Consider the following 26,314-nt stretch of genomic DNA (forward strand, 5'->3'; position numbering starts at 1 on the left):
ATGCCCGCGAAGTCGCTATCGCGGGCATGGCCCGCTCCTACGCTTAGAACTCTAGGGTGTATGACGCTCTTTCATCCACCATAAGGTCGCTGTGGGTGGATGGGTAAAGCGTCATCCACCCTACGCTTGCTCGCAGAGGCTCATGTAGCCCGGATGCAATCCGGGGATGAACCTTAACAACTCCCTGGCTTGCATCCGGGCTGCGACGCTGATTAATCCTGCCATGGCTCTGGTGCACCCAGCAGGCGGCCCATGGCACCGTATAGCCCCAACTCCTTGACCACGGCGAGTTCGCCCTCGGTTTCCACCATTTCGGCAATCAGCGGCAGGTCAATGCTGTTGGTGGCGCGGAAGACCGCTTCAATAAACATGCGCTTGTCGCTTTCTTGATCGATGGCGCGAATGTAGGTGCCGTCGAGTTTCAGGTATGCCAGTCCCAAATGGGTAAGGTTACCGATCAGGCTAAAGCGGCCACCGAAGTGTTGCAGGCCCATGCAGCAGCCGGTGTTGCGGATACTCTGGCTGAGCGCCTCCAGTTCGGCGGCGGGTGGCAAATGGCGTTCATCCACTTCGAGGGTCAGCAGGCGGGCTTGGAGCGGATGCTGCCTGAGTACCTCGATCATGCACTTGAGGGTGTCGCTGTTGCGCAAGGTGGCGGCTGACAAACTGAGGGCCAGCGGCGCCGGGTGCTGCGTGAGGTGCGTAAGGCTGTGTTCGAGCATGGCCAGGTCGAAGCGCTCAGTCCAGCCCAGACGTTCGATCCACGGTAGGAAACGGCCTGCGGCGATGGTGTCGCCCTCCGGATCAAGCAGGCGGGCGAGCACCTTGTGGTGCAGCAGTTGATCTTGTGCGGCGCACTGCAGCACCGGTTGGAAATACAGCTGCAGCTTGCCCTGGTTCAGCGCCGCATCGATCCAGCTGCGCCATGCGTGAAGATCCTGAGCCCGTTGTGCATTGAAATCATCCAGGCGCACCCATGCTCGGCTTGAGTCATTTTGCGCTTGGGCCAGAGCCTGATCGGCCCGGCTGATGACCTGGCTGGGTTCCTCGCCGGGACGAAAGGCACCTATGCCAATGTGGGCAACGGGCGTGCAGTCGCTGGCTCCGGTCTGGCGCAGGGTTTCCAGAGCGGCATGCAGCTCGTTGGCAAGCTGTTCCACTTCCTCGCTGCCGATGCCTGGCGCCAGTAGGCTGAACTCGCCGCCCCGGTTGCGTGAAGCCAGCCACTCGGCGCGGTTGCGTGAAGCCAGCCACTCGGCGCGGTTGGTTGGGCTAAGCAGGCGCTTGAGCAGCTCGCCGATGGCCGCGATCAAGGCGTCGGTGTGCGGGCCGCCGAGGCGTTGATTGAGCCCGCCGAGGTCGTTGATGCGCAGCAGTAGCAGGTAGCCTTCGGCGTTCTGTTCGTTGAGCGCCAGCTGGTGCGCCAGGTGGATATCAAATAAACGACGATTAGCCAGGCCGGTGATGCTGTCCTGATAGGCTTCTTCGCGGAGTTTTTCGCTGCGGGCAGCTTCTTCAGCGAACAGGGTTTTGAGTTTTTCCACCATTTGGTTCATAGCCGTGACCACGCGCTTGAGTTCAGGTGTGCGCGGCACGTTGGGCAGGGTGAGGAACTCCCGACGGCTAATGGCTTGGGCTTGTTGCACCATGGCGTCGAGTGGCCGCAGTTGGGTGCGCAGCAACCAGCCACCCAGGATTGCACTGACCAAACCGCAGAGCAATAGCCACAGCAGGCTGCCCACGGCACTGTCCCAGAGTTTGGCCAAAGCGAATTGTGGGTGGCTGAGCACTTCAACCCGTGCAGCTTGCTCCCAGCCACGCATGATCAGCGCATCGCCCGCTTGCGGCTGCAAATCCACCAGCGCGCTGAACCAGGCGGGCACGCTCTCGGCACTGGTAGTGGCGCTGAGCCGCTCGATCATCACGTGCTCATCGGCAATGCGTACCACACGAATGCGGGTGAAGTAGCCGCTGTCGAAAATCGAACTGACCATCAGCTCAACCATCGCGGGGTCGTCCACGTGTGGGGTCATCGACAAGCCCAGAGCCGTGGCTGCATCTTGAGCGTGAGAGCGTAACTGGCCGAGTAATTGTTCCCGCGAGCTTTCCACGCCGACAATAAAACTGCCGGTGAAGGCCACCACCAGAAACAGGCAGATGGCCAGAAACAGCTGTTTGAGCAAGGACATAGGTTCCTCCTAGCCTTCGCCGATGGCGAAGCCCTCAGCACGCATTTTTTTCAGCAGGTCCTGCCAGCGCGACAGTCGTTTGGAATCACTCTTTTTGCTGTTGGAACCCGGCAGGTAGAGCCCTTCAGCGTTGAAGGCATAAACCGGCAGCAGGTCGCGTCGTTGGGACGCGGGCTTGATCTGGTTGATCAGGTTGTCCAGCACCAGAGGCTCGGCGCTAGGCGTGGCGTAGTAGGTGAGTACCATGTGCGCCTGGTTGTAGTTGAGTGCCTTGACGTAGGTGATGCGCAGTTTTTCGCTGGGGATGCCCAGGCGGCGCAAGGTGAAATACTTGGCGATGGAGTAATCCTCACAGTCGCCTTCACCTTGAACCAGCATCTCAATGGGCGTGGCCCAGTAATCGTTTTGCCGCCAGATTTTAATGTCATCGGAGAAGCGGATTTGCCGGTTGAAGAAGCGATTGACCTCAATCAGCTTGTCTTCCTCGCTGCTGGTGCTGCTGGCCTTAATTTGCGCTTCCCAGGCCAGGATGCGCTTCTTGGCTGAGCCCAGTTGCCCATAGCGGCTTTCGGCTTTTTGCAGGATCGCAGCAAAATCCCAGTCGGCTAGAGCGCTGGTCAGCCCAATTAACAGGATGCAGCCGGCCAGCAAGCCTGCTGCGAGCCGTTTGAGGCATCCGTTGATGAGCTGACGGGGTTGCATGTACCGCGCCTCGGTCAGAGATGGGGGAAGTGTAGGAGCCGGTTTTGGCGTTTGCCGCGCTGAATATACCGAATGTATACCGGCTTTAGCGCCGGCTGGATTCGGTCGTGGCTTTGTTCAGGGTTTTCTGTTTGAGGATGTACACACTCACTAACACGGCGCTGGTCAGCATAAAGGCCCTGGCCCAGAACAACGGTACCAAGTAGGACGACACGCCAATGCTTAGCCACATCAGACTGATCGCGTACACCTTGGCTTTGAGCGGAATGCCTTCGCCTTGCAGGTAATCGACAATCCAGGGACCAAGGTGGCGGTGGTTGATCAGCCACAGGTAGAACCGCTTTGAGCTGCGCATAAAGCAGGCGGCTGCCAGCAGGAGGAAGGGCGTGGTGGGCAACACCGGCAGGAATATCCCGATAACCCCCAGGGCGACACTGAGCCAGCCAATGGCCAGCAGCGTAAAGCGGATGACCGGATTACGCTGTTCTCGAGTGGGCTGCACCACGGCGTGACTTAGTGGTGACGGGGTTTCAGTAGGGCGGGCTTTTCTTCCGGGGCGTTGCACAGCAAGAACAGTGCAGTCAGAAGTTCCGGGATCTGATCAACCATGCTGTCTACCAGGTCGCGATCACGGGCGATTTCGGCAAACTCGGGCTGCTCATCGAACAGACCGGACGCCACCATGATCGGCAGCAGCAGTTCGCTGACTTCATCTTCAGCGTCGTCAAACCACACCGCTTCGCGCAGGAAAACGCCTTCCATAAAGCCGATGCACCAGCCGCGCAGGTCGGAATCATCCGGCTCATCGCCCAGGTCAAGGTCGCACGGCACGTCCGGCTCGTCATCGCTGGCCAGTTGGCGAGCGATATGGCTTTGCAGCTGAATTAGAGTGGCCTCGATCTCTTCGCGTTCGGCATCACTGCGGTAATGCGGTGGCTCGGAGAACAGCGCATCAATCCACTCGCGCTCTGGCACCTGCTCGGGGCAGATCGACAGGGCGGTCAGGTAGCCGTGCGCGGCTATGTAGTCCAGTGCCTCTTCATGCAGCTCATCGGCATCGAGGAAGGCTTGCAGGCGGGAGAGTTGCTCGGCGAAGGACATCGGGGGCTACCTTGAGAGGAGTAAACGAGGCCAGATTTTAGCAGCCTGTGGCATTTAATGCTGGGTGAAAATCGGATCAAACGGCGTATCTGCGGCGCGTGTGCAGGCAGCACTTGCGTATAATGCGCTGCCTGTTTCGGAGACCCTTCATGCTCGAGCACGCGCAGCGCATCCTCAAAGACGTATTCGGTTACGACAGCTTTCGTGGTCGTCAGGGTGCCATTATCGAGCGCGTGGCCAATGGCGGTGATGCCTTGGTGCTGATGCCCACTGGCGGCGGCAAGTCGCTGTGCTTCCAAGTGCCGGCATTGTTGCGTGAAGGCTTGGCGGTGGTGGTTTCACCGCTGATTGCGTTGATGGATGACCAAGTGGCAACCCTCGACGAACTGGGTGTGGCGGCCGCGGCGCTGAACTCCACCTTGAGCGCCGACGCGCAGCGCGAGATTGCCGAGCGGATCAAGCGCGGCGAGATCAAGATGCTCTACCTGGCCCCCGAGCGGCTGGTGCAGCCGCGCATGCTGAGTTTTCTGCAGAATTTGGATATCGCCCTGTTTGCTATCGACGAGGCGCATTGCGTGTCGCAGTGGGGGCATGATTTCCGTCCGGAATACTTGCAACTGGGCCAACTGGCTGAGTTGTTCCCCAATGTCCCGCGTATTGCCCTGACCGCCACGGCAGACATGCGCACCCGCGAAGAAATCGTCCAGCGTTTGCACTTGCAGAATGCCGAACGCTTTCTGTCGAGTTTCGACCGGCCGAATATTTTCTACCGCATCGTACCCAAGGAGCAGCCGCGCAAGCAGTTGCTGAGCTTTCTCGGTGCGCGCAAAGGTGATGCCGGCATTGTCTATTGCCTCTCGCGCAAGAAAGTTGAAGAAGTGGCGGCGTTTCTCAGTGAGCAAGGTTTCCCGGCGCTGCCTTACCACGCCGGGTTAGCCAATGAGTTGCGGGCCTATCACCAAAAGCGCTTCCTCAATGAGGAAGGGCTGATCATGGTCGCGACCATCGCCTTCGGCATGGGCATCGATAAGCCCAACGTCCGTTTTGTGGCTCACCTCGATTTGCCCAAGTCGCTGGAAGCTTACTATCAGGAAACCGGCCGGGCAGGGCGTGATGGCCTGCCAGCAGATGCTTGGATGGCCTATGGCCTGCAGGATGTGATTTTCCTCAAGCAGATGCTCAACAACTCCGAAGGTGACGAGCGACACAAGCGCGTTGAGCAGCACAAACTCGATGCCATGCTGGCGCTGTGCGAGGAAACCCGCTGCCGGCGTCAGGCGTTGCTCGCCTATTTCGACGAAGAGATGCCGCAGCCCTGCGGGCACTGCGACAACTGCATCGACGGTGTGCAAACCTGGGATGCCACCGAGCCTGCGCGCCAGGCGCTCTCGGCCATTTATCGCACGGGGCAGCGCTACGGCGTGGGGCATTTGGTGGATGTGCTGCTGGGCCGTGACAACGATAAGATTCGTGCTGTAGGGCATCAACATCTAGCTGTATTCGGTATCGGCAAGGCCCTGAATGAAGGTGAATGGCGCTCGTTGTTTCGCCAGTTGGTGGCGCGTGGTTTGGCCGACGTCGACCTTGAAGGATTTGGCGGTTTGCGTTTGGCCGACAGTTGCCGGCCTTTGCTCAAAGGCGAAGTGAGCCTGCAACTGCGCCGCGATCTCAAACCGCAACAAAGCGCCAAAGCCTCCAGCAGCGCCGCCAGCCAGTTGGTGCGTGGTGAGGAACGCAGCCAGTGGGAAGCGCTGCGCACGCTACGGCGCAAGTTGGCGGAAGAGCATGGGGTGCCGCCTTATGTGATCTTCCCCGATGCTACCTTGCTGGAAATGCTGCGCAGCAAACCCAGTACCTTGGCAGAGATGGCGCGGGTCAGTGGGGTGGGGGCGCGTAAGCTGGATCGTTACGGCGAGGCTTTTCTGGACGTGCTGGGTGCTGCCGATGAAGCGCCGCGTGCTGTCCTTGATTTGCGCCACGAGTTGGTCAGCCTGGCGCGCGCCGGTATGACGCCTGCGCAAATAGCCGCACAGCTTAAATGCAGTGAAAAGAATGTCTACGGCATGTTGGCTGAAGCCATCACCCAGCAGCAATTGAGCCTGGAGCACGCGCTTGATCTGCCTGAGGCCTTGCTGGCGGAAATTCAGGATGCATTCCTCGATGGCGAGGGCGAACTGCCAACGGCGGCCGCGATTGGTGAGCAGTTTGCCGGGCGTGTTGAGTTGGGTGTGCTGCATTGCGTGCGTGCCGCGCTGCAGGCGGAATTTGAGACCTGAGATGCAGAGCGCTGCAGGTGAAAGCCTTCGGGCTGTCCTTGTGGCGCTGCTTTTCAGGGGCTAAGGTTTAACCAGCCATTCTGCTTTAGAGGTTTCTGTGTCCCTCCCCCCCGCGTGGCTTGATGATGTTCGCCCCAGCCCCTATGCAGACCAACTGGCTTTGGGCTTTCGCCTGTTGCGTTTCTCGCGCCCGTTGGAGCAGGAGTACCGCGACTACCTGCGCGATGACACTTTTGAACTCAAACGCATTGCCCTTGTGGTCGGTATTCTGGTTTGGCTGGCTTTCGCTGTTTTTGATTTTGTATTGATCAGTGGTCCAGAAGTCTGGTGGATGCTGGCCATCCGTCTCGCTGTCTTGCTGCTGCTGTGTGTGTTTGGCGTGCTGCTGATACAGGCTAAGCACACGCATTTATTGCAACCGCTGACTTTGGTCAGTTTGCTTGCCCTCGGCGCGGCGGCCTCTCTGGTGGTGGGCATCGCTCATCGTGTTGACCCCAGCTATCCCTATGAAGGCCTTCTGCTTGTGTGCATGGCGGCTTACTTCCTGGCGGGCCTGCGTCTACTGGAAGCGTTGGCTTGCTCGCTGCTGGTGTTGCTGGTTTATATCGCGGTGGAGTTGTTTGTGGCCCAACTGCCCAGTACACGCTTGATCAATAACGCCTTGTTTTTGCTGTTTGGCAATCTGATGGGAGCCGTTGGCTGCTACCTGTTGGAGTTCAAGTCTCGCGAGCATTTTCTGATCAGCCGACTGATGCGTGTATTGGCGGATCACGACAGCCTTACCGGGCTGCACAACCGGCGCAGTTTCAATCGGCATTTCGAGCGACTTTGGCGACAGGCCCAGCGCGAGAAGCGATGCTTAGGGTTACTGCTCTGCGATATCGACCATTTTAAAGCGTACAACGATCATTACGGCCATCAGGCCGGCGACAACGTGTTGCATCGAGTGGGCAGCGTCCTGCACGAGGCGGCCCGTCGACCTTTAGACATGGCGGTGCGCTTGGGGGGCGAAGAGTTTGCCGTGTTGCTTTACGACATCAGTGATCAAGAGGCCTTGCAACGTGCCGAGGCGCTGCGTTTGGCGCTGCAAAACCTAAAGATCGAACATGCCGGATCGAAAACCGCCAGCGTGCTGACCATGTCGATTGGCGTGGCCTGTATCCAACCGGATCAGGTCGATGCACTGGCTAAACTGTATGAACACGCTGACCGCGCCCTTTACGAAGCCAAGGCCTTTGGCCGCAATCAGGTGGTGGCTTAGCGTCTGTTGGTGTTTCGCGGCAACAGACTCCAGGGCGCGCTAAGCCGAGTCTAGACTAAGTAGCGCTGTTAAGTTGTGCGCTCTTGAGCTCAGCCTGCATATGAATGGCCGATTTTGCCGCTGAGCGTGGCGCGTGCGGTGAATGCTGGTGTTTACCCCTCGGTGCTAGCATCGAAGGCTTTCCATCCTGCGAATTGCCCACCCATGGACCGACTGATTCAGGCCAACGGCCAGCCACATTACGGCATCTTTCCCAGCGCGCCGGGGCTGATTAATTACCGCGACTTTGACTTTCGCTCACCCATGGGGCGCAAGCTCGGCGCGCTGGCCAAATGGCGGCGTTTTCACCAGTTTCAGTACTTTGGCTTGATCAGCGATGAGCTGATCGGCGGCTGCGCGCTGGCCAATCTAAGCCTACTGGGCGTGGGGTTTGTGTACCTGTTTCACCCAGCCAGCGGGCGGATGATCGCGCGTCAGTTCAAATTACCGCTGGGTTTTGGTAGCCATTTTTCGCAGGCGCCTGATCAGGGAGTGTGCGAACTGCGCGTTGGGCGCAATCTACTGCGCCTGGAAAATAGCGCCGCATCGAAGGAAAAACGCCTGCTGGTAGAGTTGGATGACGGCACGCGCATCGACGCTTCGTTTTCCGAAGCTGAACCGGCTTTTCAGCCGATGTACATCAATACGCCGACCGCCGTTAATGGTTGGGTCTATGCACAGAAGGTCGCCGGGGTGCGCTGTACGGGGCAGGTGCGCAGTGCTTTGGGGGATTTTGACCTGGCGCAGATTGCAGCGTTTGCCCATCACGATTGGTCGGCCGGTTATATGCGGCCTGAAACGCATTGGAACTGGGCGTGTCTGTCTGGTCAGGCCGGTGCACAGCGTGTGGGGTTGAACCTGTCTTGCGGGGTCAATGAAACCAGCTTTACCGAAAACTGCTTTTGGCTGGATGGCGAACTGCTCAAGGTCGATACGGTGCGTTTTGTCTTCGACCGCGATCAACCGCTGCAGCCTTGGACCATCACCTCTCATGATGGTCAGGTGCAATTGCAGTTTGCCGGGCATGGCCTGCACAAAGAGCGCTTGAACGTGGGTGTGTTGGCGAGCAACTTCAAGCAAATTTTCGGTCGCTTCAAGGGCGTCTTAAGGCCCTTTGGCCGGCCAGAAGTGCACATCGATAACCTGTGGGGCTTTGTTGAAGACCAATACGTAAAGTGGTGAAACGCTTGTGCCCGGCAGCAGGCTTGCCTCGATAAAGCGATTATGGTTAGCTGGCTAATAATTAGTTTTTTATAGTTAAGAGCCGCTGTCCATGTCGCATACCGATCAACACCGTTTTGCCATGCAAGTAGCCCAATTATCACGTGCCTGGCGCGCTGAACTGGATCGTCGTCTGGTCGAGCTTGGGCTTTCCCAGGCGCGCTGGCTGGTGCTGTTGCACCTGGGTCGTTTTGCCGAGTTGCCCACTCAGCGAGAGTTGGCGCAAAGCGTTGGGGTAGAAGGGCCGACCTTGGCGCGCTTGCTCGATAGCCTTGAAGCCCAAGGTCTGGTGACGCGGCAAGCTGTGCCTGAAGACCGCCGCGCCAAGAAAATTGCCTTATGTCCCGAGGCCAGGCCGCTGATTGAAAAAATTGAAGCCATTTCGGCTCAACTGCGCCAGGAGGTGTTCGCCGGTATCGACGAAGACGAACTGCGGCGTTGCCAGCAAGTGCATGCGCAAGTGCTGAGAAACCTGGAAAAAAGCTGATGGGTGTTGACCTGCAAGCATTGCAGCAACGCTTCGGCTCCCGCTACCCAGGGCTGCTGTTGGCATTGTTGATGGTGGCCAGCATGGCCATGATTTTGGCATCGACCAGCATCAATGTGGCCTTGCCGGCGATCATGCATGACTTTGCCATTGGCCGGCCGTTGGCTCAGTGGTTGTCCACCGGATTTCTCGCCGCCATGACCGCCGGGCTGCTGCTCTCGGCTTGGGCCCAGGCACGGTTTGGTGCCCGGCGCACGGTTCAGGTTGGCCTTCTATTTTTCATTATGACCTCGCTGCTGGCGCTGGTTGCTGGCGCCGCTTGGCAGCTCATTACGCTGCGTATTGTGCAAGGGTTGTGTGCCGGGATTATCCAGCCGTTAGCCATGGTGTTGATCTTCCGCGTTTATGCCGATGGCGGGCGTGGCATGGCACTGGGCATTTATGGCCTGGGGGTGATGCTGGCGCCTTCCCTGGGCCCAGCGGTGGGTGGTTATCTAGTCGACCATTTTGGTTGGGCGGCGATTTTCTGGATGCCGCTGCCGATGTGCCTGCTGGCGCTGGTGGTGGGGCAATGGCTGTTGCCTGATCAACGGGAACGCAGCACGCCGCGGTTGGATGTTCTGGCGTTTGTCTGGCTGTGCGTAGCAATCTTTGCCGCCCTTGGATTTCTTGCTGAAGCGCAGCGCTTTGCCTTGAATGCGCCTCGGGTTTGGCTCCCAGGGTGCGTTGCTGTTGTGGCTGGTGCGCTGTTTTTCCTGCATACACGTAAGGCCATTCAGCCTTTGTTGCCGCTTGCTCTTTGGCAGCATGCCGGATTTCGCAGTGCCAGTTGGGTTGCGCTCACCTTGGGCATCGGGCTTTATGGCTCCACCTACCTGATACCGTTGTACCTGCAAACGGTCGAGGGCTTTAGTGCCGGCCGTTCTGGCCTGCTGCTGCTACCTGCCGGACTGTTTATGGGGATGGCGGCGTTTATGGGCGGCTGGTTAAGTGACCGTTTATCAGCCGCTGTGCTGTTGAGTGTTGGGTTGCTGATCTTTGCGCTCTCCGCTGCCGGGCTGGGTTGGGTCGGCCAGGGCGCTTCGTTCTTGCTGCTGTGTTTCTGGGCCTGCGTGGGGCGAGTCGGGTTGGGTATTTTACTACCCGCGCTGAGCACCGGCTCGCTGGACATCCTTAACGCTGAAGAACTGGCCCAAGGCGCAGGTGCGATTACCTTTGTTCGCCAGCTAGGTGGCGCTTTTGGGGTCAATCTGCTGACATTCTTTCTGGAGTGGCGGCACCGTGCAGAAGGGACCAGCCAACTGGCCGAGTTGATTGCCTTCAAGCAGAGCTTCTGGCTGGTGGCGGTGATCTTCGCTCTCACCGTTGTGGCCGCAGTGGGCGTTAAGTCAACCAAGCGCTGAGCGCTCAGCGTTTTGATGGTTCATTTACCGCGACGCCATCTGTTTAGGCATGGGGCTGCGCATGAGCTCATTCACTTAATGGCTCGAGGTCAGGATGTGACGCGGTTGTCATTATATTGACTGTGGGCCTATGCTTAACCTCGGTAGCTTTTTAGCAAGCGGCGACTGTTTTACCTTCAACGCGCCGTCATTCTTATTGCCTGGCACCGGGTTGCACACGGAACGTACTCTCCCCAGGTATTTTTGCCACCTTCAACCACCATCACCAGCCCTTGATCGGGCGCAGTCAGGTGAGTGCAGGGTGTGTGTTTACCGGGAGCACTTTTTATGACCATTGTCCGTCAATTACTGATCGGTCTGGCTTCCAGCTCGGCGTTGTACTCCGGGCTGGTACCCGCTCTTGGCTTGGGTGAAATCAGCCTTAACTCGGCCTTGAGCCAACCGCTGGATGCTGAAATCAAACTGCTGGATGTGGGCAACCTCACCGATGCAGATGTGCGCGTTCGTCTGGCCCCGGCGGATGTGTTCAGTCGTTCGGGCGTTGAGCGCCTGTACTTCTTCAATGACCTGCGCTTTGAGCCGCTGTTGCGCGGTGACAGCAGCGTGATTCGTGTCCTGTCGACCCAGCCGGTACGCGAGCCTTACCTGAACTTTATCGTGGAAGTGGCAAGGCCAAGCGGGCGGTTGTATCGCGAGTACACCGTTTTGCTCGATCCGCCTGGCTCGGCCAGTCTTGTAACGGCAGCCAGTCCTGCTGCGCCAGCATTTGTGGCATCTGCGCGTCCTGTCGCGAGCGAGCGACCACGCCCGACTGCTATGCCCGCAGCTCAATTGGGCAATCGCTACAGCGTTGTGGGCGGCGATAGCTTGTGGAAAATCGCTACACGGCTGGCAGGCAATACCGGTTCATCGGTAACGGCCGCCGCGTTGGTGGATCACCTGTATGCGCTCAATCCTCAGGCATTTATCAATGGCGACGTGAGCCGCCTGCGAGTCGGCGCGCAGTTGTTACTGCCGGATCGCGTGGCACCTCTATCAACTGCGGGCACTGGCGCTTCTGCAAACCCAGCAGTTTTTTCCGTGGTGCAAGCCGAGGCCGTTGAGGCCCAAGCCCAGCCCGCAACTGCGCAGGCGGCGCTGGATCCTGCCGCAGAGCTGCAACGGCTGGAGCAGGCAAGGGTCGAGCGCGAGCTGGCCAGCCAGATCGCCGAAACCCTGCAATTGCAGCAGAGCCTTGCTGAGCTTGGCGTGCAGGTGCAGCAGTTGCAGCAACAGATGCAAGCACGTGATGAGCAGATTGCCGGCTTGCTGGCAGAGTTGGCCGCGCGCCGAACCGAAACTGATGCCACCCCAGTTGCAGCATCGTCCGCGGCTGTGAGCCCCGCAGCGGCTGCGGCCGAGCCGGGTAATCACTGGTTGGCTTGGATCACCGCCATGTTGGCCTTGTTATTGGCCGGTGTGGCTGGGTTGCTCTGGCGTGTCAGAAATCCCGGCGTGCCGCCTGTAGCCCTGGCGATTTCTCAACCGGAGCAACCCCCAGCAGCAGCGCTTGTCGCTGAGGCCTTGGCGCAGGTGGGGCCAGCAACACAGGCTCAAGCGAGCCCAGCAGTGCCGCGCACTGGCCCGGTTTGGCCGGCGGGTGATGAAGATGCCTTGCAAAGCGCCAATGTTTATATCGCGTATGGGCGCTTGAGTGAGGCGCTCGATACGCTGCGCAAGGCCTGGGACGCGCAGCCACAGCGTGGCGATATTGGCTTCCGTTTATTGGAAGTGCTGGCTTTGGCCGGTGATGCGCAGGGTTTTCTTGCACTGGAAGCGCCTGTGCGAGAATCGGGTTTTAGCCCAGTGCGCATTGACGAGCTCAAGGCGCGGCATGCCGATTTGCTCAATCAGTCGAATGCCAGCCTGTTAGACGAGGTGGTATTGGTGCTTGATGAGTCGCAAGTACCTCAGCCGCCGCAACCGTTAAACAGCGCGGCCAATGATGCCCAATTGAATCTGGATGACTTGTCGTTGGATGCCGACTGGGACTTGGTCAGCCCCTTTGCACCCGAAAAAAGGCCGAGCAAAACCGTTGTCAGTGAAACACTACCAGAGCTTGATGAGCCTGATTTTTTCCAGCGGTCTGATAACCACAACGTACGCAGCCCTTTTGCTGAAACCATGCTGGTTGAAGAAACGGATCACCCGGACTGGTCGGCGGGTGAGTTTCAGGTGTCTTTGTTGGATGACTTGGATGCCTTGGCCGGTGATCATGACAACCTGTCCAAATTGAATTTAGCCCTGGCTTACATTGAGCAGGGCAGCGTGGAAAGTGCCTGCCAGATTCTCAATCAGGTGTTGGTCGAGGGCGACGAGCAGCAAAAACAGGAAGCCCTGCAATTGCTCGCCAAAATCGCCTGACACGCTGGCCTTCTACCCGGCCGTGCCACTCTTGGCGCGGGCGCTTAGCCAAGGCAGCCCTTCGGCTGTCTGTGTCCAAACCCGGTAACGAGTGAATCCATGTCCCATGTCAAAGCCGAAGTGGTCATCACCTATTGCAGCCAATGCCAATGGTTGCTGCGCGCTGCCTGGTTGGCTCAGGAGTTACTTTCGACCTTCAGCGACGATCTAGCCCGCGTCAGTCTTGAACCGGGCACCGGTGGCGTGTTTCGGGTCACCTGCGACGGTGCGCAGATCTGGGAGCGTAAGGCCGATGGCGGCTTCCCCGAAGCCAAGGTGCTAAAGCAGCGCCTGCGCGATCAGATTGACCCACAGCGGGACTTGGGCCACAGCGATCGTCCGTCAGCCTGATTGACCTTTATCACCCGCTGTATCGAATGGCTTATCGAGCGCTGCGTGCCGAGATAAAAATCGCACACACAATCAGCGCGCCCCCGGCGAGCATGCGCAGGGTCGGCACTTCGCTGAACAGCAGCCAGGCGAAGGTGATGCCATAGATCGGTTCCAAGGCAAAAATCACCGCTGTGGTGCGTGCTTTGAGCACACGCAGGCTGGCGACAAACAGGCTGTGTGCCAGCCCGGTGCAGAAGATGCCGAGCATGGCCATCCACAACCAGTCTTGAGCCTGCACGCTGGGCAGCGTCGGCCAGGCCAGCGGCAGGAAGACCAATAGCACAGCAATATTCTGGTACAGCGCTGCCTGGATTGGCTCAATGCCACGGGTGCTGGCACGGTTTAGCAGGGACAACAGAGCAAACAACAGGCCCGACAACACCGCCCACAGCAAACCGCTGGTGGCCTCGCTGCCGAGGGTGAAATCCGGCGTGACGAGGATCAGCCCCAGGCACACCAGCACAACCATGGCGTATTCCATGGGCCGTGTGCGCTCACGGAACAGCACGCCTTCGAGCAGCACGGTAAAAGCCGGGAAGCTGGCAAAACCGAGGGTGGCAATGGCCACGCCTGAGAGCTGCACGGCTTCAAAAAAACTCCACCAATGCGCGCCAAGCAAGAGGCCGCCAAGGGCTAAGAGAGCGGTTTGCCGCAGGCTAAGCCGCACCAGGCGGGCGTTGCTGAACAACTGGGCGAATAGTAGTAATGCCGCAATGGCAAAAATCGCTCGTCCGGCGGAGATCATCTGCGGCGTGGTGTTGGCCAGTTTGCCGAAGATGCCAGAAAGACCGAACAGCAGCGCGCCCAGGTGAATGGCCCACAGTGCATTGCGCTGATTCATGAGTGTGACGCACCTGATCGATTGCGCTGCATAAGAGACTCCAAGGTTGCGCCGCGCAGTCTAGGCGTCATCGTGCGGTGTTGTCTGTCTTGGGAATCACCGATTTTGTCGTCAGGCTCGCATATGCTGTTGGCCTGTTAACGGTTGCGGCGCAGCTGCCTTGGGTTAACCCCAAAATGGCGCGAGAGGGCGGCGCTAAACGCGCTCTGCGAGCTGTAGCCGACCCGCGCGGCGATCTCACCAATGGCCAAGTTGCTGCCTTGTAACAGCTGACGCGCCAACTGCAAGCGGCGGCTGCGCACATAGTCCATGGGAGTTTGTCCGGTTTCATGCAGGAAGCGGGCATGGAAGCGCGCCACCGAAAGCCCACTCAGGCGCGCCAGGTCGCGGACCTGCAGCGGATAGGCCGCATGTTGGTCGATGTGTGCATCCAAAACCGTCAATGGCAGTGCCTTGTAGGCCGGAGCCGGGGCATCAACGCAGGCCAGGCTGGCCAACAACAGGGCCGAGCCTTGCTGAGCGATGACCGGGTCTGCAATCGGGCTGTTGGCCAGCCAGGCGACCAATTGGCTCTGGGCCGGTGTCAGGCTGAGGGTGGCGGGCTTTTCCAGCAATCGATGAGTGGCGTCCAGGTGTGGGCCCAGCTGCTGTTGTAACCAGGGCTGCGCAGGCACGTCGAGCACCAGGCACTGGCTGCCAGATTGGCTGGCGCAGGCATGCTGCGCAGTGCTGGGTACCACAGCCAAGGTTTGCCGGGTGATTAGCCTGCCTTGTCCGTTGATTTCGACATCCAGTTGGCCACTGATGCCAAACACTAACTGTGCATGATCATGGCTGTGGCTTAATCGTTCATGGCTGTAATGACGCAGCGAAAGCAGCGAAGACATGCTGGGCTCCTTGTTCAGGCGCTCAAGTCTACCTGCCTGCGGTGGTTTGGGTTGTCACCGAATTGCCATGCAGTTGTCATGCACGTTTCACCCCGGCTGCGCAGACTCAAGCAAACCCAGCCGGAGGTCGTCCATGACCAGCGCTCAGCTCGCCAAGCCCAGCCGCAAGCAACGTGTCCGTACCCTGTGGATTTCCGATGTTCATTTAGGTACGCGTGATTGTCAGGCCGAACACTTGGCGGCCTTTCTCAAGCGTTATCACACGGACAAGATCTATTTGGTCGGCGACATCATTGACGGCTGGAAGCTGCGCAGCGGGGTGTACTGGCCGCAATCGCACAGCAACGTGATTCGCCGTCTGCTGACCATGAGCAAGCGTGGCACCGAGGTGATTTATGTCACCGGCAACCATGATGAATTTTTGCGCCGCTACTCCAGCCTGATGCTGGGTAATTTGCAGTTGGTGGATGAGGCCGAGCACGTCACGGCCGATGGCCGCAGTTTGCTGGTGATTCACGGTGATCAGTTTGATGTGATCACTCGCTACCACCGTTGGCTGGCGTTCCTCGGTGACTCGGCCTACGAGTTCACCCTGACCCTCAACCGCTGGCTTAACTTCTGGCGCAGCCGTTATGGCTACGGTTATTGGTCGCTGTCTGCTTACCTCAAGCACAAGGTCAAGACAGCGGTTAATTTCATCAGCGACTTTGAAGAAGCCATCGTCCATGAGTGCGCCAAGCGTGGTTTCAATGGTGTGGTCTGCGGGCATATTCACCATGCTGAAATTCGTCCGATGGGCGATGTGGTGTACATGAACTGCGGCGATTGGGTGGAGTCCTGTACGGCGTTGATCGAACACCTGGATGGCAGCATCGAGTTGTATCGCCTGGCCGATGATCAGGCCCGTCAGGCGCAGCTCGAGCCGACGCCTGTGGTTGCTGCCGAGCCTGCGCTGTGAGAATCCTGATTGTTTCCGATGCCTGGACGCCACAGGTCAACGGCGTGGTCACCAGCCTGCAAGCCTTGATCAGCGAACTGCGAGGCTTGGGGCATCAGGTCAAACTGCTGTCGCCCGCCGTTTTTCGCGCCGTACCGTGCCCCAGTTATGCGGAAATTCCGCTGGTCTGGAACCTGTGGCGAGTAGGCCCGGCTATTCGCGCCTATCAACCGGATTGCGTGCATCTGGCCACTGAAGGCCCGCTGGGTTGGGCCGCGCGGCGCTGGTTGAGCGCGCGCGGGTTGGCTTTCTCCAGTGCCATCCACACGCGCTTTCCCGAATACGTACACACCCGCTGGCCCTGGGTGCCGTTGCGCTGGGGTTATGCCTTTTTGCGCGCGTTTCATCGGCCAAGCCAGGCGGTATTGGTGACCACTGAACGCATGCGTGATGAGTTTGCAGGGTGGGGCTTCAAGCGTCTGGTGCTGTGGCGCAAGGGCGTCGACACACGGTTATTTCGTCCATCGGCGACATCGCCCTGCCGGGTTGAACCGGTATTTCTGTATGTGGGGCGGATTGCCCCGGAAAAGAACATCGAAGCTTTCCTTACCCTTGATTTACCGGGGGAGAAGCGCGTGGTCGGCGATGGCCCGCAACGCGCCGCTTTGCAGGCTGCTTATCCGCAGGTGCGTTTTCTCGGCTATCAGCATGGTCAGGCGCTGGCCCAGGCTTTTCAACATGCCAGCGTGCTGGTGTTCCCCTCGCGCACTGATACCTATGGTTTGGTGATGCTGGAGGCCATGGCTTGCGGTACGCCGGTGGCTGCCTTTCCGGTGGCCGGGCCATTGGATGTGTTGCAGGCGGATGTAAGCGGGGTGATGGATGAGGATTTGCGCGCGGCCTGTCTGGCAGCCTTGGACTTGAACCGTGAGCGCTGCGCCACTGCCGCCGCGCAGCAATCCTGGCGAGCCTCGGCGCTGGAGTTTTTGGCGCAGCAGCCTTTGCTTGATGGTGAGCTATGCATGCCCGTCAGGCCATGTTCACAGCGCGCAACGGGCGAGCAGGCGCTTACATAATGACTTTGTCGCGCAGCTTGTTAGCGGCGTGATCAAGTGCCTGGATGACTTTTTCTTTGTCGAAGTTCTGGATGCCATTAGTGTCCAGATACATGGAAAAACCCGGCAACTCATGTTCGACATAGCTCGATGTCGCGCCCAAGTCACGGCGGAAGTCCACCACCTGATAAATCTGCACCGGACGGGTAAAACCTTTGACGGTGATCTGGCCTTTATCGCGGCACATGATCACGTCTTTGACCAGTGAGTAGGTCTCGTGAGAAATCAGGATTTCACCTGATTCCGCAGCGCTCTCCAAACGGCTGGCCAGGTTCACGTCGCGACCGATAATGGTGTAATCCATGCGCGTGTCAGCGCCGAAATTACCCACGGTGCAGTAACCGGTGTTCAGCCCCATGCGGATTTCCAGTGGCTTGGTGATGCCCTGGGCTCGCCACTGTTGGCGCAGTACTTTCATGTGTTTGCGCATGGCGATGGCCATGGAGACTGCATTCACCGCATCTTTCTTAGCGCCTTTGCTGCTCGGGTCGCCAAAGAAAACCATCACACAATCGCCGACGAACTTGTCGATGGTGCCGCCGTATTTCAGGCAGATCTTCGACATTTCGTTGAGGTAAGTGTTGAGCAAATCGGTCAGGGCTTCGGCTTCCAGTTCTTCAGAGAGTTCGGTAAAGCCCTTGATGTCGGAGAAGAACACCGTGAGTTTTTTGCGCTGGGTTTCCAAGCGCACACTCTTCTTGCCGGTGAAGATCGATTCCCATACTTGAGGTGACAAGTACTTAGCCAGGTTGCGTGCCAGGCGCGCGGCCTTTTCCTGTTCGCGACTGATCTCCGCCCGCACCTGCGCCAGGCGCAGCCCTTGCTGGTGGACGTAGTAGGCGGTGATGCAGATGTACAGTGTGGTGAACCCGATGCTAACCAAGGCAACCAGAGCGGGGGTGTGGATGTTGGGCGTGATACCCGTCAAGGCCAGGGTGAACACCGCGCTGCTTGCGGCGATCAGGCTGGCGAGCCCTAGGTAACGCAAGCCGCCAATCACCAGGGCGCTAAAGGCCATTATCAGCAGGGCCATTAGGCTCGGCACCACAGAAAAACCAAGTAAGGAAAGCGTGGCGCCGCAATGTAAAGCGTCGACAAATAACAGGCTGAGGGTGGTGCGTTGCGGGTGATCGCGCTTGAAGCGCAGGCTTAAATGATGAGCCAGATGCGGGTAGAGCAGGGCGTAGGGCACCATCCACAAAATCACATAGCTGAAGTGCTGGGTATAGGTGCCGGCCGCGATGCTGGCGGCCATGGCGATATAAGCGAGCACGCGTGTGTAGTATTCGCGCAGTGGCGGGGCGGGCAATTCAGAAAGACGCGGGGTGCTTTTAACGTTCATCCGGGTGAGCTGTCCCTACTGCTAGCAGATGCGCCGTTGGCCGAGCGCCGGGTTTGCAGACGCCATCTAGCCTGCAAAGAGCCGGGATCATAACCAAGCACAGGACAAGCGCCAAGGGTATCGGCTCAAAGGTGTGCGATCAGTGACGGTCGGCCAGCCCAACCTTTATTCGAGTATGCCGCGTAAGGCGTGCGCGCGGTTGTTAGAACTTGATTCGGCCGGTGAACGCATCCTTGAGCATCACCCAGTCCCCCAATAGTGAATAGAGCGGGTAATCGAAGGTTGCGGGGCGGTTCTTTTCAAAAACAAAGTGGCCGATCCAAGCAAATCCATAGCCAATCACGGGCAGGGCCAGCAGCCATAACCATTGTTGCGTCAGCAGGGTATAGGCCAGCACGCTGAGTACGAGCAGGCTACCTACATAATGCAGGCGACGGCAGGTGGCATTACTGTGCTCTTGCAGGTAATAAGGGTAAAACTCGGCAAAACTTTTGAAGCGGTCAGCAGGCGCGGTCATCGGTTGCCTCCGGTTTTATGCGAGTGGCTGCTGCGCGGTATTGCTTTGATGGCAGCTTGGTCTGAGTCTAGGTCGGCGGGCGCGCTAAGCCACTGACATTCGGTGCCAGTTTAGTATCCTTGGGCCGTCCTCCCTTTTGCCGACAATAAGAATAACCATGAGCGAACGAACCACTTCCTCCAGTTGGGCTTCTGGCATTGTCGCTGCGCTTGAGCTGGGCGGCGTTGATTGCCGCCAGTTGTTTGCCCAACTGGGTCTCGATTACGCGGCATTGACCAACCCTGATGCGCGCTTTGCGCAAGATGCCATGACCCGCTTGTGGCACCGGGCGGTTGAGGCTTCGGGTAATCCGGCCATTGGCTTGAACATGGCGAAGACGCTGCGTCCATCCTCGTTCAATGTGGTCGGTTATGCGGTGATGAGCAGCCGCAATCTGCAGGAGGGGTTTACCCGCCTGGTGCGCTACCAACGGATTATTGGTGAGGGCGCTGACCTGAGTTTTCAGCCAACGCCTGAAGGCTATGAAATGGTCCTGGCGATCCATGGTGACCGTTTGCCCTCGGCGCGGCAAAGTGCCGAAGCCTGCCTGGCTTATGCCCTGGCTTTTTGCCGTTGGCTCACGGGGACGCCCCTGCACCCACGGCTGGTTAGCCTGATGGGGCCGCCACCTGCTGACCTTGCACCCTATGAAGAGGTGTTTCAGTGCCCGTTGCAATTCAATGCCGAGCAATACGCTTTGCTGTTTGAACGGGCTGATCTAGATGCGCCGCTGCCCTCGGCGAATGAGGCGCTGGCGCAACTGCATGATCGCTTTGCGGGTGACTATCTGGCGCGGTTTTCCGGCACGCGGGTGACGCACCAGACCCGTCAGGTGATTTGCCGGTTGCTGCCGCAAGGTGAGCCTAAGCGTGAGGCGGTGGCTCAAGCGCTGCTGTTATCCGAACGCACCTTGCAGCGTCGTTTGCAGGACGAAGGCACACGCTACCAGCAATTGCTCGATGACACGCGACGCGAGTTGGCGGGCCAGTATTTGGCGCAGGCCAGCCTGACCTTGCTGGAAGTGTCCTATTTGCTGGGGTTTGCCGACCCCAGCAACTTCTACCGTGCCTTTCGCCGCTGGTTTGATACCACACCCAGCGAATACCGCACGCGGATGTTCAACCTCAGCTGAACGTGGCGGCGGCCGGGCGGCCTGTTAATGCCGCCAGAAGGCCGGCAGCATCAAGACCAGCACGGTCAAGATCTCCAGGCGGCCCAGCAGCATGCCGAATGTCAGCAGCCACTTGGCGGTGTCGGGCAGGCTGGAGAAATTGCCCGCCGGGCCGATGATCGGCCCCATGCCCGGTCCGACACCGGAAACGGTGCTGGCCGCACCGCTGAGTGCGGTGATCCAGTCCAGGCCGCACAGCGTCAGGCCCAAGGCCAGTAAGGCGATGGTGATGGTGAAAAAGAACGAGAAGGTCAGGATCGAGCGGACAATGTCTTCATCCAGGTTATGGCCGTTGTATTGCTGTTTGATCACTGCACGCGGATGCACCAGTTGCATCAAGTTGGCCTTGAGCAACACGTACGCCACTTGAAAACGGAAAATTTTCAGTCCGCCTGCGGTTGAGCCAGAGCAGCCGCCAATAAAACCCAGGTAGAAGAACAGCATGCCAGCAAAACCTCCCCAGAGCGTGTAGTCGCCCAAGGCAAAGCCGGTGGTGGTCATGATCGAGGTGGTGTTAAACGCTACGTGGCGAATGGCTTCCAGCCAATGTAACTCGGTGCTCAGGCAGTACCAGGTGCCCAAAACCAGCCAAATACTCAACAGAATCGCCAGAAAGCCCCGCACTTGCTGGTCCCTGATCAGGGCCATGTAATTGCCGCGTAGCATGGATGCCAACAGCACAAAGGGCACGCTGCCGAGGATCATCAGCACGATGATGACCCAGTGCACGGCCGGCTCGGTCCACTTACCCACCGATTGATCTGACGTGGAAAATCCGCCGGTGGAGATGGCCGACATGGTGTGGTTGATCGCATCAAAACCACCCATGCCAACGCTCCACAGGACCACGCAGCCAATGATGCTGATGCCCAGATAAGCCGCGATCATGTATTTAGCGACCATGTGTGAGCGCGGCATGATCTTTTCGGATCGATCCGACGATTCAGTCTGGAACAGGCGCATGCCACCGATGCGCAGCATGGGCAGAATCGCCACGGCCATGGCGATAAAACCAATACCGCCCAGCCAATGCAGCAACGAGCGCCAGATCAGAATCCCCGGTGACATGGTGTCGAGGCCGACGAGCACGGTGGCGCCTGTTGCAGTGATGCCGGACATGCTCTCAAAAACGGCGTCGGTCACCCCCAAATGCTGGGAAAACATAAATGGCAACGAGGCAAACAGCCCCACCAGTATCCAACTGGAGACCGTCAGCAGGTACATGTCGCGGGGGCGCAGCTGAATATCCTTGGGCTTGCCTTGAGCGATCATCGCCATCCCGGCGATAAAGGTGATCATGCTCGACCAGAGAAAAGCGTTGAGCTCATGGGCGAGATCGAACAGCACCAAGGTCAGCATGGGCACGGCCATGCTGATCGCCAGTGTCAGCAGGAAGATGCCATTGATGAAGGTGATGATGCGTAAGGTTGGCCAAGCCATCTACGTGGGTTCCATTTTGAGTAGACCTGCGGTCTAACAACTCTAGTCAGTGGCGCCAGAAGGCCCGCGTTACCAGCACTAAAACGGTGAGAATTTCCAGGCGACCCAGCAGCATGCCCAAGGTCAACAACCACTTTGCCGAATCGGGCAGGCTGGAGAAATTACCGGCCGGGCCAATAATGGGGCCAAGCCCGGGGCCAACGTTACACACCGCTGTAGCCGCCGCTGTGAGTGCCGTTACCCAGTCCAGGCCAATCAATGCGAGACCCAAAGCGATCAGACCGATGGTGATGGCAAAGAAAAAAGAGAAGGTGATCAGCGAGCGGACAATCTCTTCATCGAGATTGTGGTTGTTGTACTGCTGTTTGATCACTGCGCGTGGGTGAATCAGTTGCTGCAGGTTGGCCTTGAGCAACACATAAGCCACCTGGAAACGGAAGATTTTCAAGCCGCCGGCGGTCGAGCCAGAGCAGCCGCCGACAAACGTCAGGTAGAAAAACAGCAGCACGGCAAAGCTGCCCCAGGTGGTGTAGTCACCCAGTGCCACGCCCGTGGTTGTTACAATCGATGTGACGTTAACCGCGACGATGCGGAAGGCATCCAGCCAACTGTTGTCAGAGTTTAGCCACAGCCAAGTGCCGAAGATTAGCCATGTGATCAGCAAAAAACCGAGGAAACCACGAACCTGATGGTCCTTGAGTAGTGCGCGTCGATTGCCACGCAGGGTGGCTACATAGAGCGTGAAGGGAAGGCTGCCAAAAATCATCACAACAACTGCAATCCAGTGAATAGAGGGCTGGGGCCAGTTGGCAAGTGACATATCGGAAGTAGAGAAACCACCTGTAGAAATAAGCGACATGGCGTGATTTATTGCGTCGAATGGCGTCATGCCCGCTGCCCATAACGCCAAAAAACTAACAAGTGTCAGTCCGCTGTATATCAGTAGGATGTATTTGGCCGCCATGTGTGAGCGTGGCATGACCTTATCGCCCCAGTCCGATGATTCGGTCTGGAACAGGCGCATGCCCCCCACGCGCAGCAGCGGTAAAATCGCTACCGCCATGCCGATAAAGCCGATACCGCCGAGCCAGTGCAGCATCGAGCGCCAAATCAACAACCCAGGTGAGGCGTTATCGAGGCCGACCAGGACGGTGGAACCAGTGGTGGTGATGCCTGACATGGTTTCAAAGAACGCATCGGTGTAACTGATGTGGTGAATCAACACCATGGGCAGCGCAGCAAAGATGCACACCACCAACCAGCTGGCGGTGGTCAGCAGGTACATGTCGCGGGGGCGTAACTGCGCGTCCTTGGGCCTGCCTGGGATAACCATGGCGATACCGGCCACCGCAGTGGCCAGGCTTGACCACAGAAAAGCATCTAGGTCATCAGCGCGTGAATATGCCAATAGCGTCAGCATGGGAATGAGCATGCTGACAGCCAGGGTGATCAAAAATATGCCGAGAATAAAAGCGATGATGCGCAACGTCGACAATGACATGAATACCAGCTCGTGCTCACAAGCAAAGGGGCGTCATTCTACGCGCGCTGGTGCTGCTGTACAGCGTGCATAAAGGCCGCTTTACAAGCGCATGGCGCAGCATAGAATAGCCGCCAAGTGCCGTCCTTTGCCGGTTTCTGAGCCCTTCGATCATGTCTGATAGCAATCCCTGCTTAACCTGTGGCGCCTGCTGCGCGCACTTCCGTGTTTCTTTTTTTTGGGGTGAGTGCCAATCGGCGGGTGGTGTTGTGCCCGATGATCAGGTGGTGCTGATTACACCGCACCGGGTGGCGATGCGTGGCACGGATGCAAAACCTGCGCGTTGCATCGGGCTTGCCGGTGAAGTGGGTAAAGGCGTGAGTTGTTCGCTCTATGAGCAGCGCTCCAGTCCTTGTCGCGAGTTTGATGCCTCTTGGGTTAATGGCGAGCACAATCCCCGATGTGATACCGCGCGTCAGGCGCATGGGTTACCACCCTTGATGCCGCCTGCCTGAGCGCTCACCTGCGGCTGTTGCCTGTGCATGCCCCCTTCACCTAATGGGGCTAAAATGACGGACTTTTTACTGCTGCGAGGTGGCTGATGGACGCTTTAGATGCGCTGCTTAATCGTGTTTCCGCTCCGCGCTTGATCGCTCCTGCACCGGATGCTGCGCAGCGTGAGTTGCTGTTCCGTGCCGCCCTGCGCGCGCCCGACCATGCCCAGCTAAAGCCTTGGCGCTTTCTTACGGTGGAAGGCGAGGGGCTGAATCAGTTGGGTGAGTTGTTTGCCCGTGCACTGCCTGCCGACGCTGCGCCTGAAGCGCTTTCCAAAGCCCGTGCCATGCCATTACGAGCGCCGCTGCTGGTACTGGTGATCGCCCATGTGCAGGCCCACGCCAAGGTGCCGGAGTTGGAGCAAGTATTGGCAGCCGGTTGCGCCGCCCATGCAATTTTGCTGGCCGCTCATGCGCAAGGCATTGGTGCGGTATGGCGCACCGGTGATATGGCCTACAACGCCACGGTAGCGGCAGGTTTGGGCTTGGCTGACGGCGAGCAGTTGATCGCATACCTCTACCTGGGGACGCCTGAGCGTGAATTGCGCGCCGTGCCGCAGGTAACGGTGGCTGATTACGTCAGGGCCTGGCCGCTGGTTGATTAAGCGGTAAACGCAGGGCTGCAACAAAGCCGCCCTGTGCATGGTTGGCCAGTTCCAGCTGGCCGCCGTGGCGTTCTGCAGCGCGTCGCGCAATTGCCAGGCCAAGGCCATGACCGCTGCTGGTCTGACCTGGGGCACGGTAAAACGGTTCGCCCAGATGCTTGAGGTGTTCGTTCGCGACGCCGGGGCCGTGATCACGTACGCGGATAATCAGCTGATCGGCCTCTCGCTGGGCGCTGATTTCAATAGGCCGACCCGCCGGATTAAAGCGCAGCGCGTTTCGCAGCAGGTTGTCGAGCGCGCGCTGCAGCATGTCGGGCCAGCCGCTGAACTGCAGGCTGTCGTCCAGTTGGATCGAAATAGCCTGCTCTGGCGCGTCAAGGCGCGCATCGTCTTCCAGTTTGTATAGCAAGTCTTTTAGGTCAATGGGCTGCGCGGCTCCGGGCTCAGCGTCTAGCCTCGCCAAGGCGAGTATTTCGCTGATCAGCGCCTCTAGGCGGTCACACTCCTGATCCAGTCGCGGCCAGTATTTCTCACGCTCCTGCGCATCTGCCCGAGCTGTCAGCGCCAAGGCGATGCGCAGACGAGCCAGTGGCGAGCGTAGTTCGTGGGACACATCCCGCAGCAGTTGCCGTTGACTGCTGATCAGGCCTTGCACGCGCTCACCCATGCGGTTGAAGTCAGCGGCCAGAACGCCAAGCTCATCACGTCGGCGCGCCAGCTTTGCCAGGCTATTTTGCTGATAAGCGGTCTGCCCCAGATCATGGACCGCGCCGCGCAGTCGATTCAGCGGGCGGGTGATGGACAGCGTCAGCAGTAGGCTGATCAAACTCAACACCAGCATGGCAATGCCTAGCGCACTCAATGGCCAGAGCAGGCTATTGCGCTGCCAGGCGGCAATTTCAGGCAATGGCACGCGGTAGATCAGCAAGTAGGTGTCGCCGCTGGTTGGGCTGGTGTATTCGGTACTCAAGCGCCGCCAAGGCAGACGTTTGCCATGGCGGTGACGGGCTTCAAACTCCGCTGCGCGAGGTGGAAAGGTGCCTTTGATCACCGGCTGACCGCTTTCATCGAGCACTTGAATATCAATGTTAAAGCGTCGCTTGCGACGTTCCAGTAACGCTTGGGCTGCGTGTGGGCCCTGGGTTTCATAGTGCTGCGCCCATTTTTCGGCCAGATTTTCCAGGGCTGGGTGCTGGCTCAGTAGCCAGGCATCCTGATTAAGCATGCGTCCAAGCAGAATCGACAGGCCAGCCACCAAGGCTATCGCCAGCCAGAAGCTGGCAAAGATCCGCCAGAACAATGAACGCACGGGGTTTCCTCACAGAAAAACCGCCGAGCCTATGCGGCCCGGCGGTGGATGGTTAAGCCAGCTTGGATTTAGTTGGCCTGTTGGGCTTTCTCAGCCTTCCAGGCTTTGAATTCAGCCATTTCAGTTTGACGTTCCTGCATTTTTTTCAGCTGCTCGTCGAACGCTTTGTGTTGTTCGGGTTTGAGCAATGCGCGGATCGCGCTTTGCTGTTTGTCCTGCGCCGCCTTGATCTCGGCTTGCATGGCTTGTTTGTCACTGGCCGACAGTTTATCCAGGTAGCGCTGAGTGATTTCGTGGCGGCTCTTCATCTCACCGCCCATCAATTTACGGATTTCGCGATGCTGCTCTTTGCTCAAATCAAGCTCTTTGAACATCCGCGAGCCGTGTTCGCCGCGATGTTCGCCACCGTGACGCGGGCCGCCGTCTGGCATGGCCATCGCCAGGGTTGGCAGGGTTAAGGCCAGCAGTACAGCTGTCAGGGTCTTGCGCATGGTGTCTCTCCTCGTCTGAAACCGGTGGTTACCGGATGTGCCCAGTCTAGGGAGGTCAAGGTCAGGCGCCGT

The 26,314-nt window shown here is 58.6% G+C and carries 24 protein-coding genes; 12 read left to right on the forward strand and 12 right to left on the reverse strand.

Annotated features, from left to right (window positions below):
* Positions 1 to 212 precede the first annotated feature (212 nt).
* The 4 genes from lapD to AUK77_RS04025 form a co-directional block, all read right to left on the reverse strand.
* A complete protein-coding gene (gene lapD, locus AUK77_RS04010) occupies positions 213 to 2,189 on the reverse strand; it encodes a cyclic di-GMP receptor LapD (RefSeq protein ID WP_296126407.1) in 1,977 nt (658 codons plus the stop codon).
* A 9-nt stretch (positions 2,190 to 2,198) separates the two neighbouring features.
* Positions 2,199 to 2,891 carry a cysteine protease LapG gene (gene lapG, locus AUK77_RS04015; protein WP_296126410.1) on the reverse strand — a complete coding sequence of 231 codons (693 nt, stop codon included), beginning with the start codon at positions 2,889 to 2,891 and terminating at the stop codon, positions 2,199 to 2,201.
* An 85-nt stretch (positions 2,892 to 2,976) separates the two neighbouring features.
* Entirely contained in the window at positions 2,977 to 3,396 is a 420-nt protein-coding gene (locus tag AUK77_RS04020) for a YbaN family protein (protein WP_296126413.1), read from the reverse strand.
* 8 nt (positions 3,397 to 3,404) lie between these two features.
* Positions 3,405 to 3,992 carry a YecA family protein gene (locus AUK77_RS04025; RefSeq protein ID WP_296126416.1) on the reverse strand — a complete coding sequence of 196 codons (588 nt, stop codon included), beginning with the start codon at positions 3,990 to 3,992 and terminating at the stop codon, positions 3,405 to 3,407.
* A gap of 149 nt (positions 3,993 to 4,141) precedes the next feature.
* Here AUK77_RS04025 and recQ point away from each other — a divergent pair, with 149 nt between their 5' ends.
* The 7 genes from recQ to AUK77_RS04060 all read left to right on the forward strand — a co-directional run bounded on the left by recQ (position 4,142) and on the right by AUK77_RS04060 (position 13,472).
* On the forward strand, positions 4,142 to 6,268 hold the full coding sequence (gene recQ, locus AUK77_RS04030; RefSeq protein WP_296126458.1) for a DNA helicase RecQ: 2,127 nt from the start codon (positions 4,142 to 4,144) through the stop codon (positions 6,266 to 6,268).
* Positions 6,269 to 6,365: 97 nt separating this feature from the next.
* Positions 6,366 to 7,529, forward strand: a complete 1,164-nt coding sequence (locus tag AUK77_RS04035) for a diguanylate cyclase (RefSeq protein WP_296126461.1) — start codon at positions 6,366 to 6,368, stop codon at positions 7,527 to 7,529.
* Between the two features lie 204 nt (positions 7,530 to 7,733).
* Positions 7,734 to 8,750 carry a DUF2804 domain-containing protein gene (locus AUK77_RS04040; RefSeq protein ID WP_296126463.1) on the forward strand — a complete coding sequence of 339 codons (1,017 nt, stop codon included), beginning with the start codon at positions 7,734 to 7,736 and terminating at the stop codon, positions 8,748 to 8,750.
* A gap of 91 nt (positions 8,751 to 8,841) precedes the next feature.
* On the forward strand, positions 8,842 to 9,276 hold the full coding sequence (locus tag AUK77_RS04045; protein WP_296126467.1) for a MarR family transcriptional regulator: 435 nt from the start codon (positions 8,842 to 8,844) through the stop codon (positions 9,274 to 9,276).
* A complete protein-coding gene (locus tag AUK77_RS04050; RefSeq protein WP_296126469.1) occupies positions 9,276 to 10,679 on the forward strand; it encodes a DHA2 family efflux MFS transporter permease subunit in 1,404 nt (467 codons plus the stop codon). Before AUK77_RS04045 ends, AUK77_RS04050 begins: the two co-directional genes overlap by 1 nt.
* Before the next feature lie 327 nt (positions 10,680 to 11,006).
* Positions 11,007 to 13,082: a FimV/HubP family polar landmark protein gene (locus AUK77_RS04055; protein ID WP_296126472.1), complete on the forward strand. Its 2,076-nt coding sequence runs from the start codon at positions 11,007 to 11,009 to the stop codon at positions 13,080 to 13,082.
* A 99-nt stretch (positions 13,083 to 13,181) separates the two neighbouring features.
* Positions 13,182 to 13,472 (forward strand): SelT/SelW/SelH family protein, encoded by a 291-nt coding sequence (locus AUK77_RS04060; RefSeq protein WP_296126475.1) that lies wholly within the window; start codon positions 13,182 to 13,184, stop codon positions 13,470 to 13,472.
* A gap of 31 nt (positions 13,473 to 13,503) precedes the next feature.
* Here the strand turns inward: AUK77_RS04060 and AUK77_RS04065 are convergent, their stop codons facing one another.
* Both AUK77_RS04065 and AUK77_RS04070 read right to left on the reverse strand, forming a co-directional pair.
* Complete coding sequence (locus AUK77_RS04065; protein WP_296126478.1) at positions 13,504 to 14,355, reverse strand: DMT family transporter; 852 nt, start codon at positions 14,353 to 14,355, stop codon at positions 13,504 to 13,506.
* Between the two features lie 137 nt (positions 14,356 to 14,492).
* Positions 14,493 to 15,242, reverse strand: a complete 750-nt coding sequence (locus AUK77_RS04070; protein WP_296126481.1) for an AraC family transcriptional regulator — start codon at positions 15,240 to 15,242, stop codon at positions 14,493 to 14,495.
* 133 nt (positions 15,243 to 15,375) lie between these two features.
* On the opposite strand from AUK77_RS04070, the gene AUK77_RS04075 reads away from it, so the two are divergent.
* Positions 15,376 to 16,200 (forward strand): UDP-2,3-diacylglucosamine diphosphatase, encoded by an 825-nt coding sequence (locus AUK77_RS04075; protein ID WP_296126484.1) that lies wholly within the window; start codon positions 15,376 to 15,378, stop codon positions 16,198 to 16,200.
* Positions 16,197 to 17,255: a glycosyltransferase family 1 protein gene (locus tag AUK77_RS04080; RefSeq protein ID WP_296126487.1), complete on the forward strand. Its 1,059-nt coding sequence runs from the start codon at positions 16,197 to 16,199 to the stop codon at positions 17,253 to 17,255. The genes AUK77_RS04075 and AUK77_RS04080 overlap by 4 nt, the downstream gene beginning before the upstream one ends.
* Here the strand turns inward: AUK77_RS04080 and AUK77_RS04085 are convergent.
* A complete protein-coding gene (locus AUK77_RS04085; RefSeq protein WP_296126488.1) occupies positions 17,248 to 18,636 on the reverse strand; it encodes an adenylate/guanylate cyclase domain-containing protein in 1,389 nt (462 codons plus the stop codon). The genes AUK77_RS04080 and AUK77_RS04085 overlap by 8 nt on opposite strands.
* A 202-nt stretch (positions 18,637 to 18,838) precedes the next feature.
* Positions 18,839 to 19,153, reverse strand: coding sequence for an Mpo1-like protein (locus AUK77_RS04090; RefSeq protein WP_296126491.1), 315 nt, complete (start codon positions 19,151 to 19,153; stop codon positions 18,839 to 18,841).
* A 157-nt stretch (positions 19,154 to 19,310) separates the two neighbouring features.
* Between AUK77_RS04090 and AUK77_RS04095 the strand changes: the two genes are divergently transcribed.
* Positions 19,311 to 20,324 (forward strand): AraC family transcriptional regulator, encoded by a 1,014-nt coding sequence (locus tag AUK77_RS04095; protein WP_296126493.1) that lies wholly within the window; start codon positions 19,311 to 19,313, stop codon positions 20,322 to 20,324.
* Between the two features lie 24 nt (positions 20,325 to 20,348).
* Here AUK77_RS04095 and AUK77_RS04100 read toward each other — a convergent pair whose 3' ends face one another.
* Together AUK77_RS04100 and AUK77_RS04105 are read right to left on the reverse strand one after the other, a co-directional pair.
* Positions 20,349 to 21,803, reverse strand: coding sequence for a TrkH family potassium uptake protein (locus AUK77_RS04100; protein ID WP_296126496.1), 1,455 nt, complete (start codon positions 21,801 to 21,803; stop codon positions 20,349 to 20,351).
* Between the two features lie 46 nt (positions 21,804 to 21,849).
* The gene (locus tag AUK77_RS04105; protein WP_296126501.1) at positions 21,850 to 23,304 is read right to left on the reverse strand and encodes a TrkH family potassium uptake protein; all 1,455 of its coding nucleotides are present in this window, start codon (positions 23,302 to 23,304) and stop codon (positions 21,850 to 21,852) included.
* A 152-nt stretch (positions 23,305 to 23,456) separates the two neighbouring features.
* On the opposite strand from AUK77_RS04105, the gene AUK77_RS04110 reads away from it, so the two are divergent.
* Positions 23,457 to 23,798 carry a YkgJ family cysteine cluster protein gene (locus AUK77_RS04110; RefSeq protein ID WP_296126504.1) on the forward strand — a complete coding sequence of 114 codons (342 nt, stop codon included), beginning with the start codon at positions 23,457 to 23,459 and terminating at the stop codon, positions 23,796 to 23,798.
* Positions 23,799 to 23,884: 86 nt separating this feature from the next.
* Complete coding sequence (locus AUK77_RS04115; RefSeq protein ID WP_296126508.1) at positions 23,885 to 24,442, forward strand: nitroreductase family protein; 558 nt, start codon at positions 23,885 to 23,887, stop codon at positions 24,440 to 24,442.
* Here AUK77_RS04115 and AUK77_RS04120 read toward each other — a convergent pair.
* Positions 24,417 to 25,751 carry a HAMP domain-containing sensor histidine kinase gene (locus AUK77_RS04120; protein ID WP_296126510.1) on the reverse strand — a complete coding sequence of 445 codons (1,335 nt, stop codon included), beginning with the start codon at positions 25,749 to 25,751 and terminating at the stop codon, positions 24,417 to 24,419. The genes AUK77_RS04115 and AUK77_RS04120 overlap by 26 nt on opposite strands.
* A gap of 68 nt (positions 25,752 to 25,819) precedes the next feature.
* A complete protein-coding gene (locus AUK77_RS04125; RefSeq protein WP_296126511.1) occupies positions 25,820 to 26,242 on the reverse strand; it encodes an LTXXQ domain protein in 423 nt (140 codons plus the stop codon).
* Positions 26,243 to 26,314 lie beyond the last annotated feature (72 nt).

Source organism: Pseudomonas sp. Ga0074129, from assembly GCA_001465025.1.
GTDB lineage: Bacteria > Pseudomonadota > Gammaproteobacteria > Pseudomonadales > Pseudomonadaceae > Aquipseudomonas.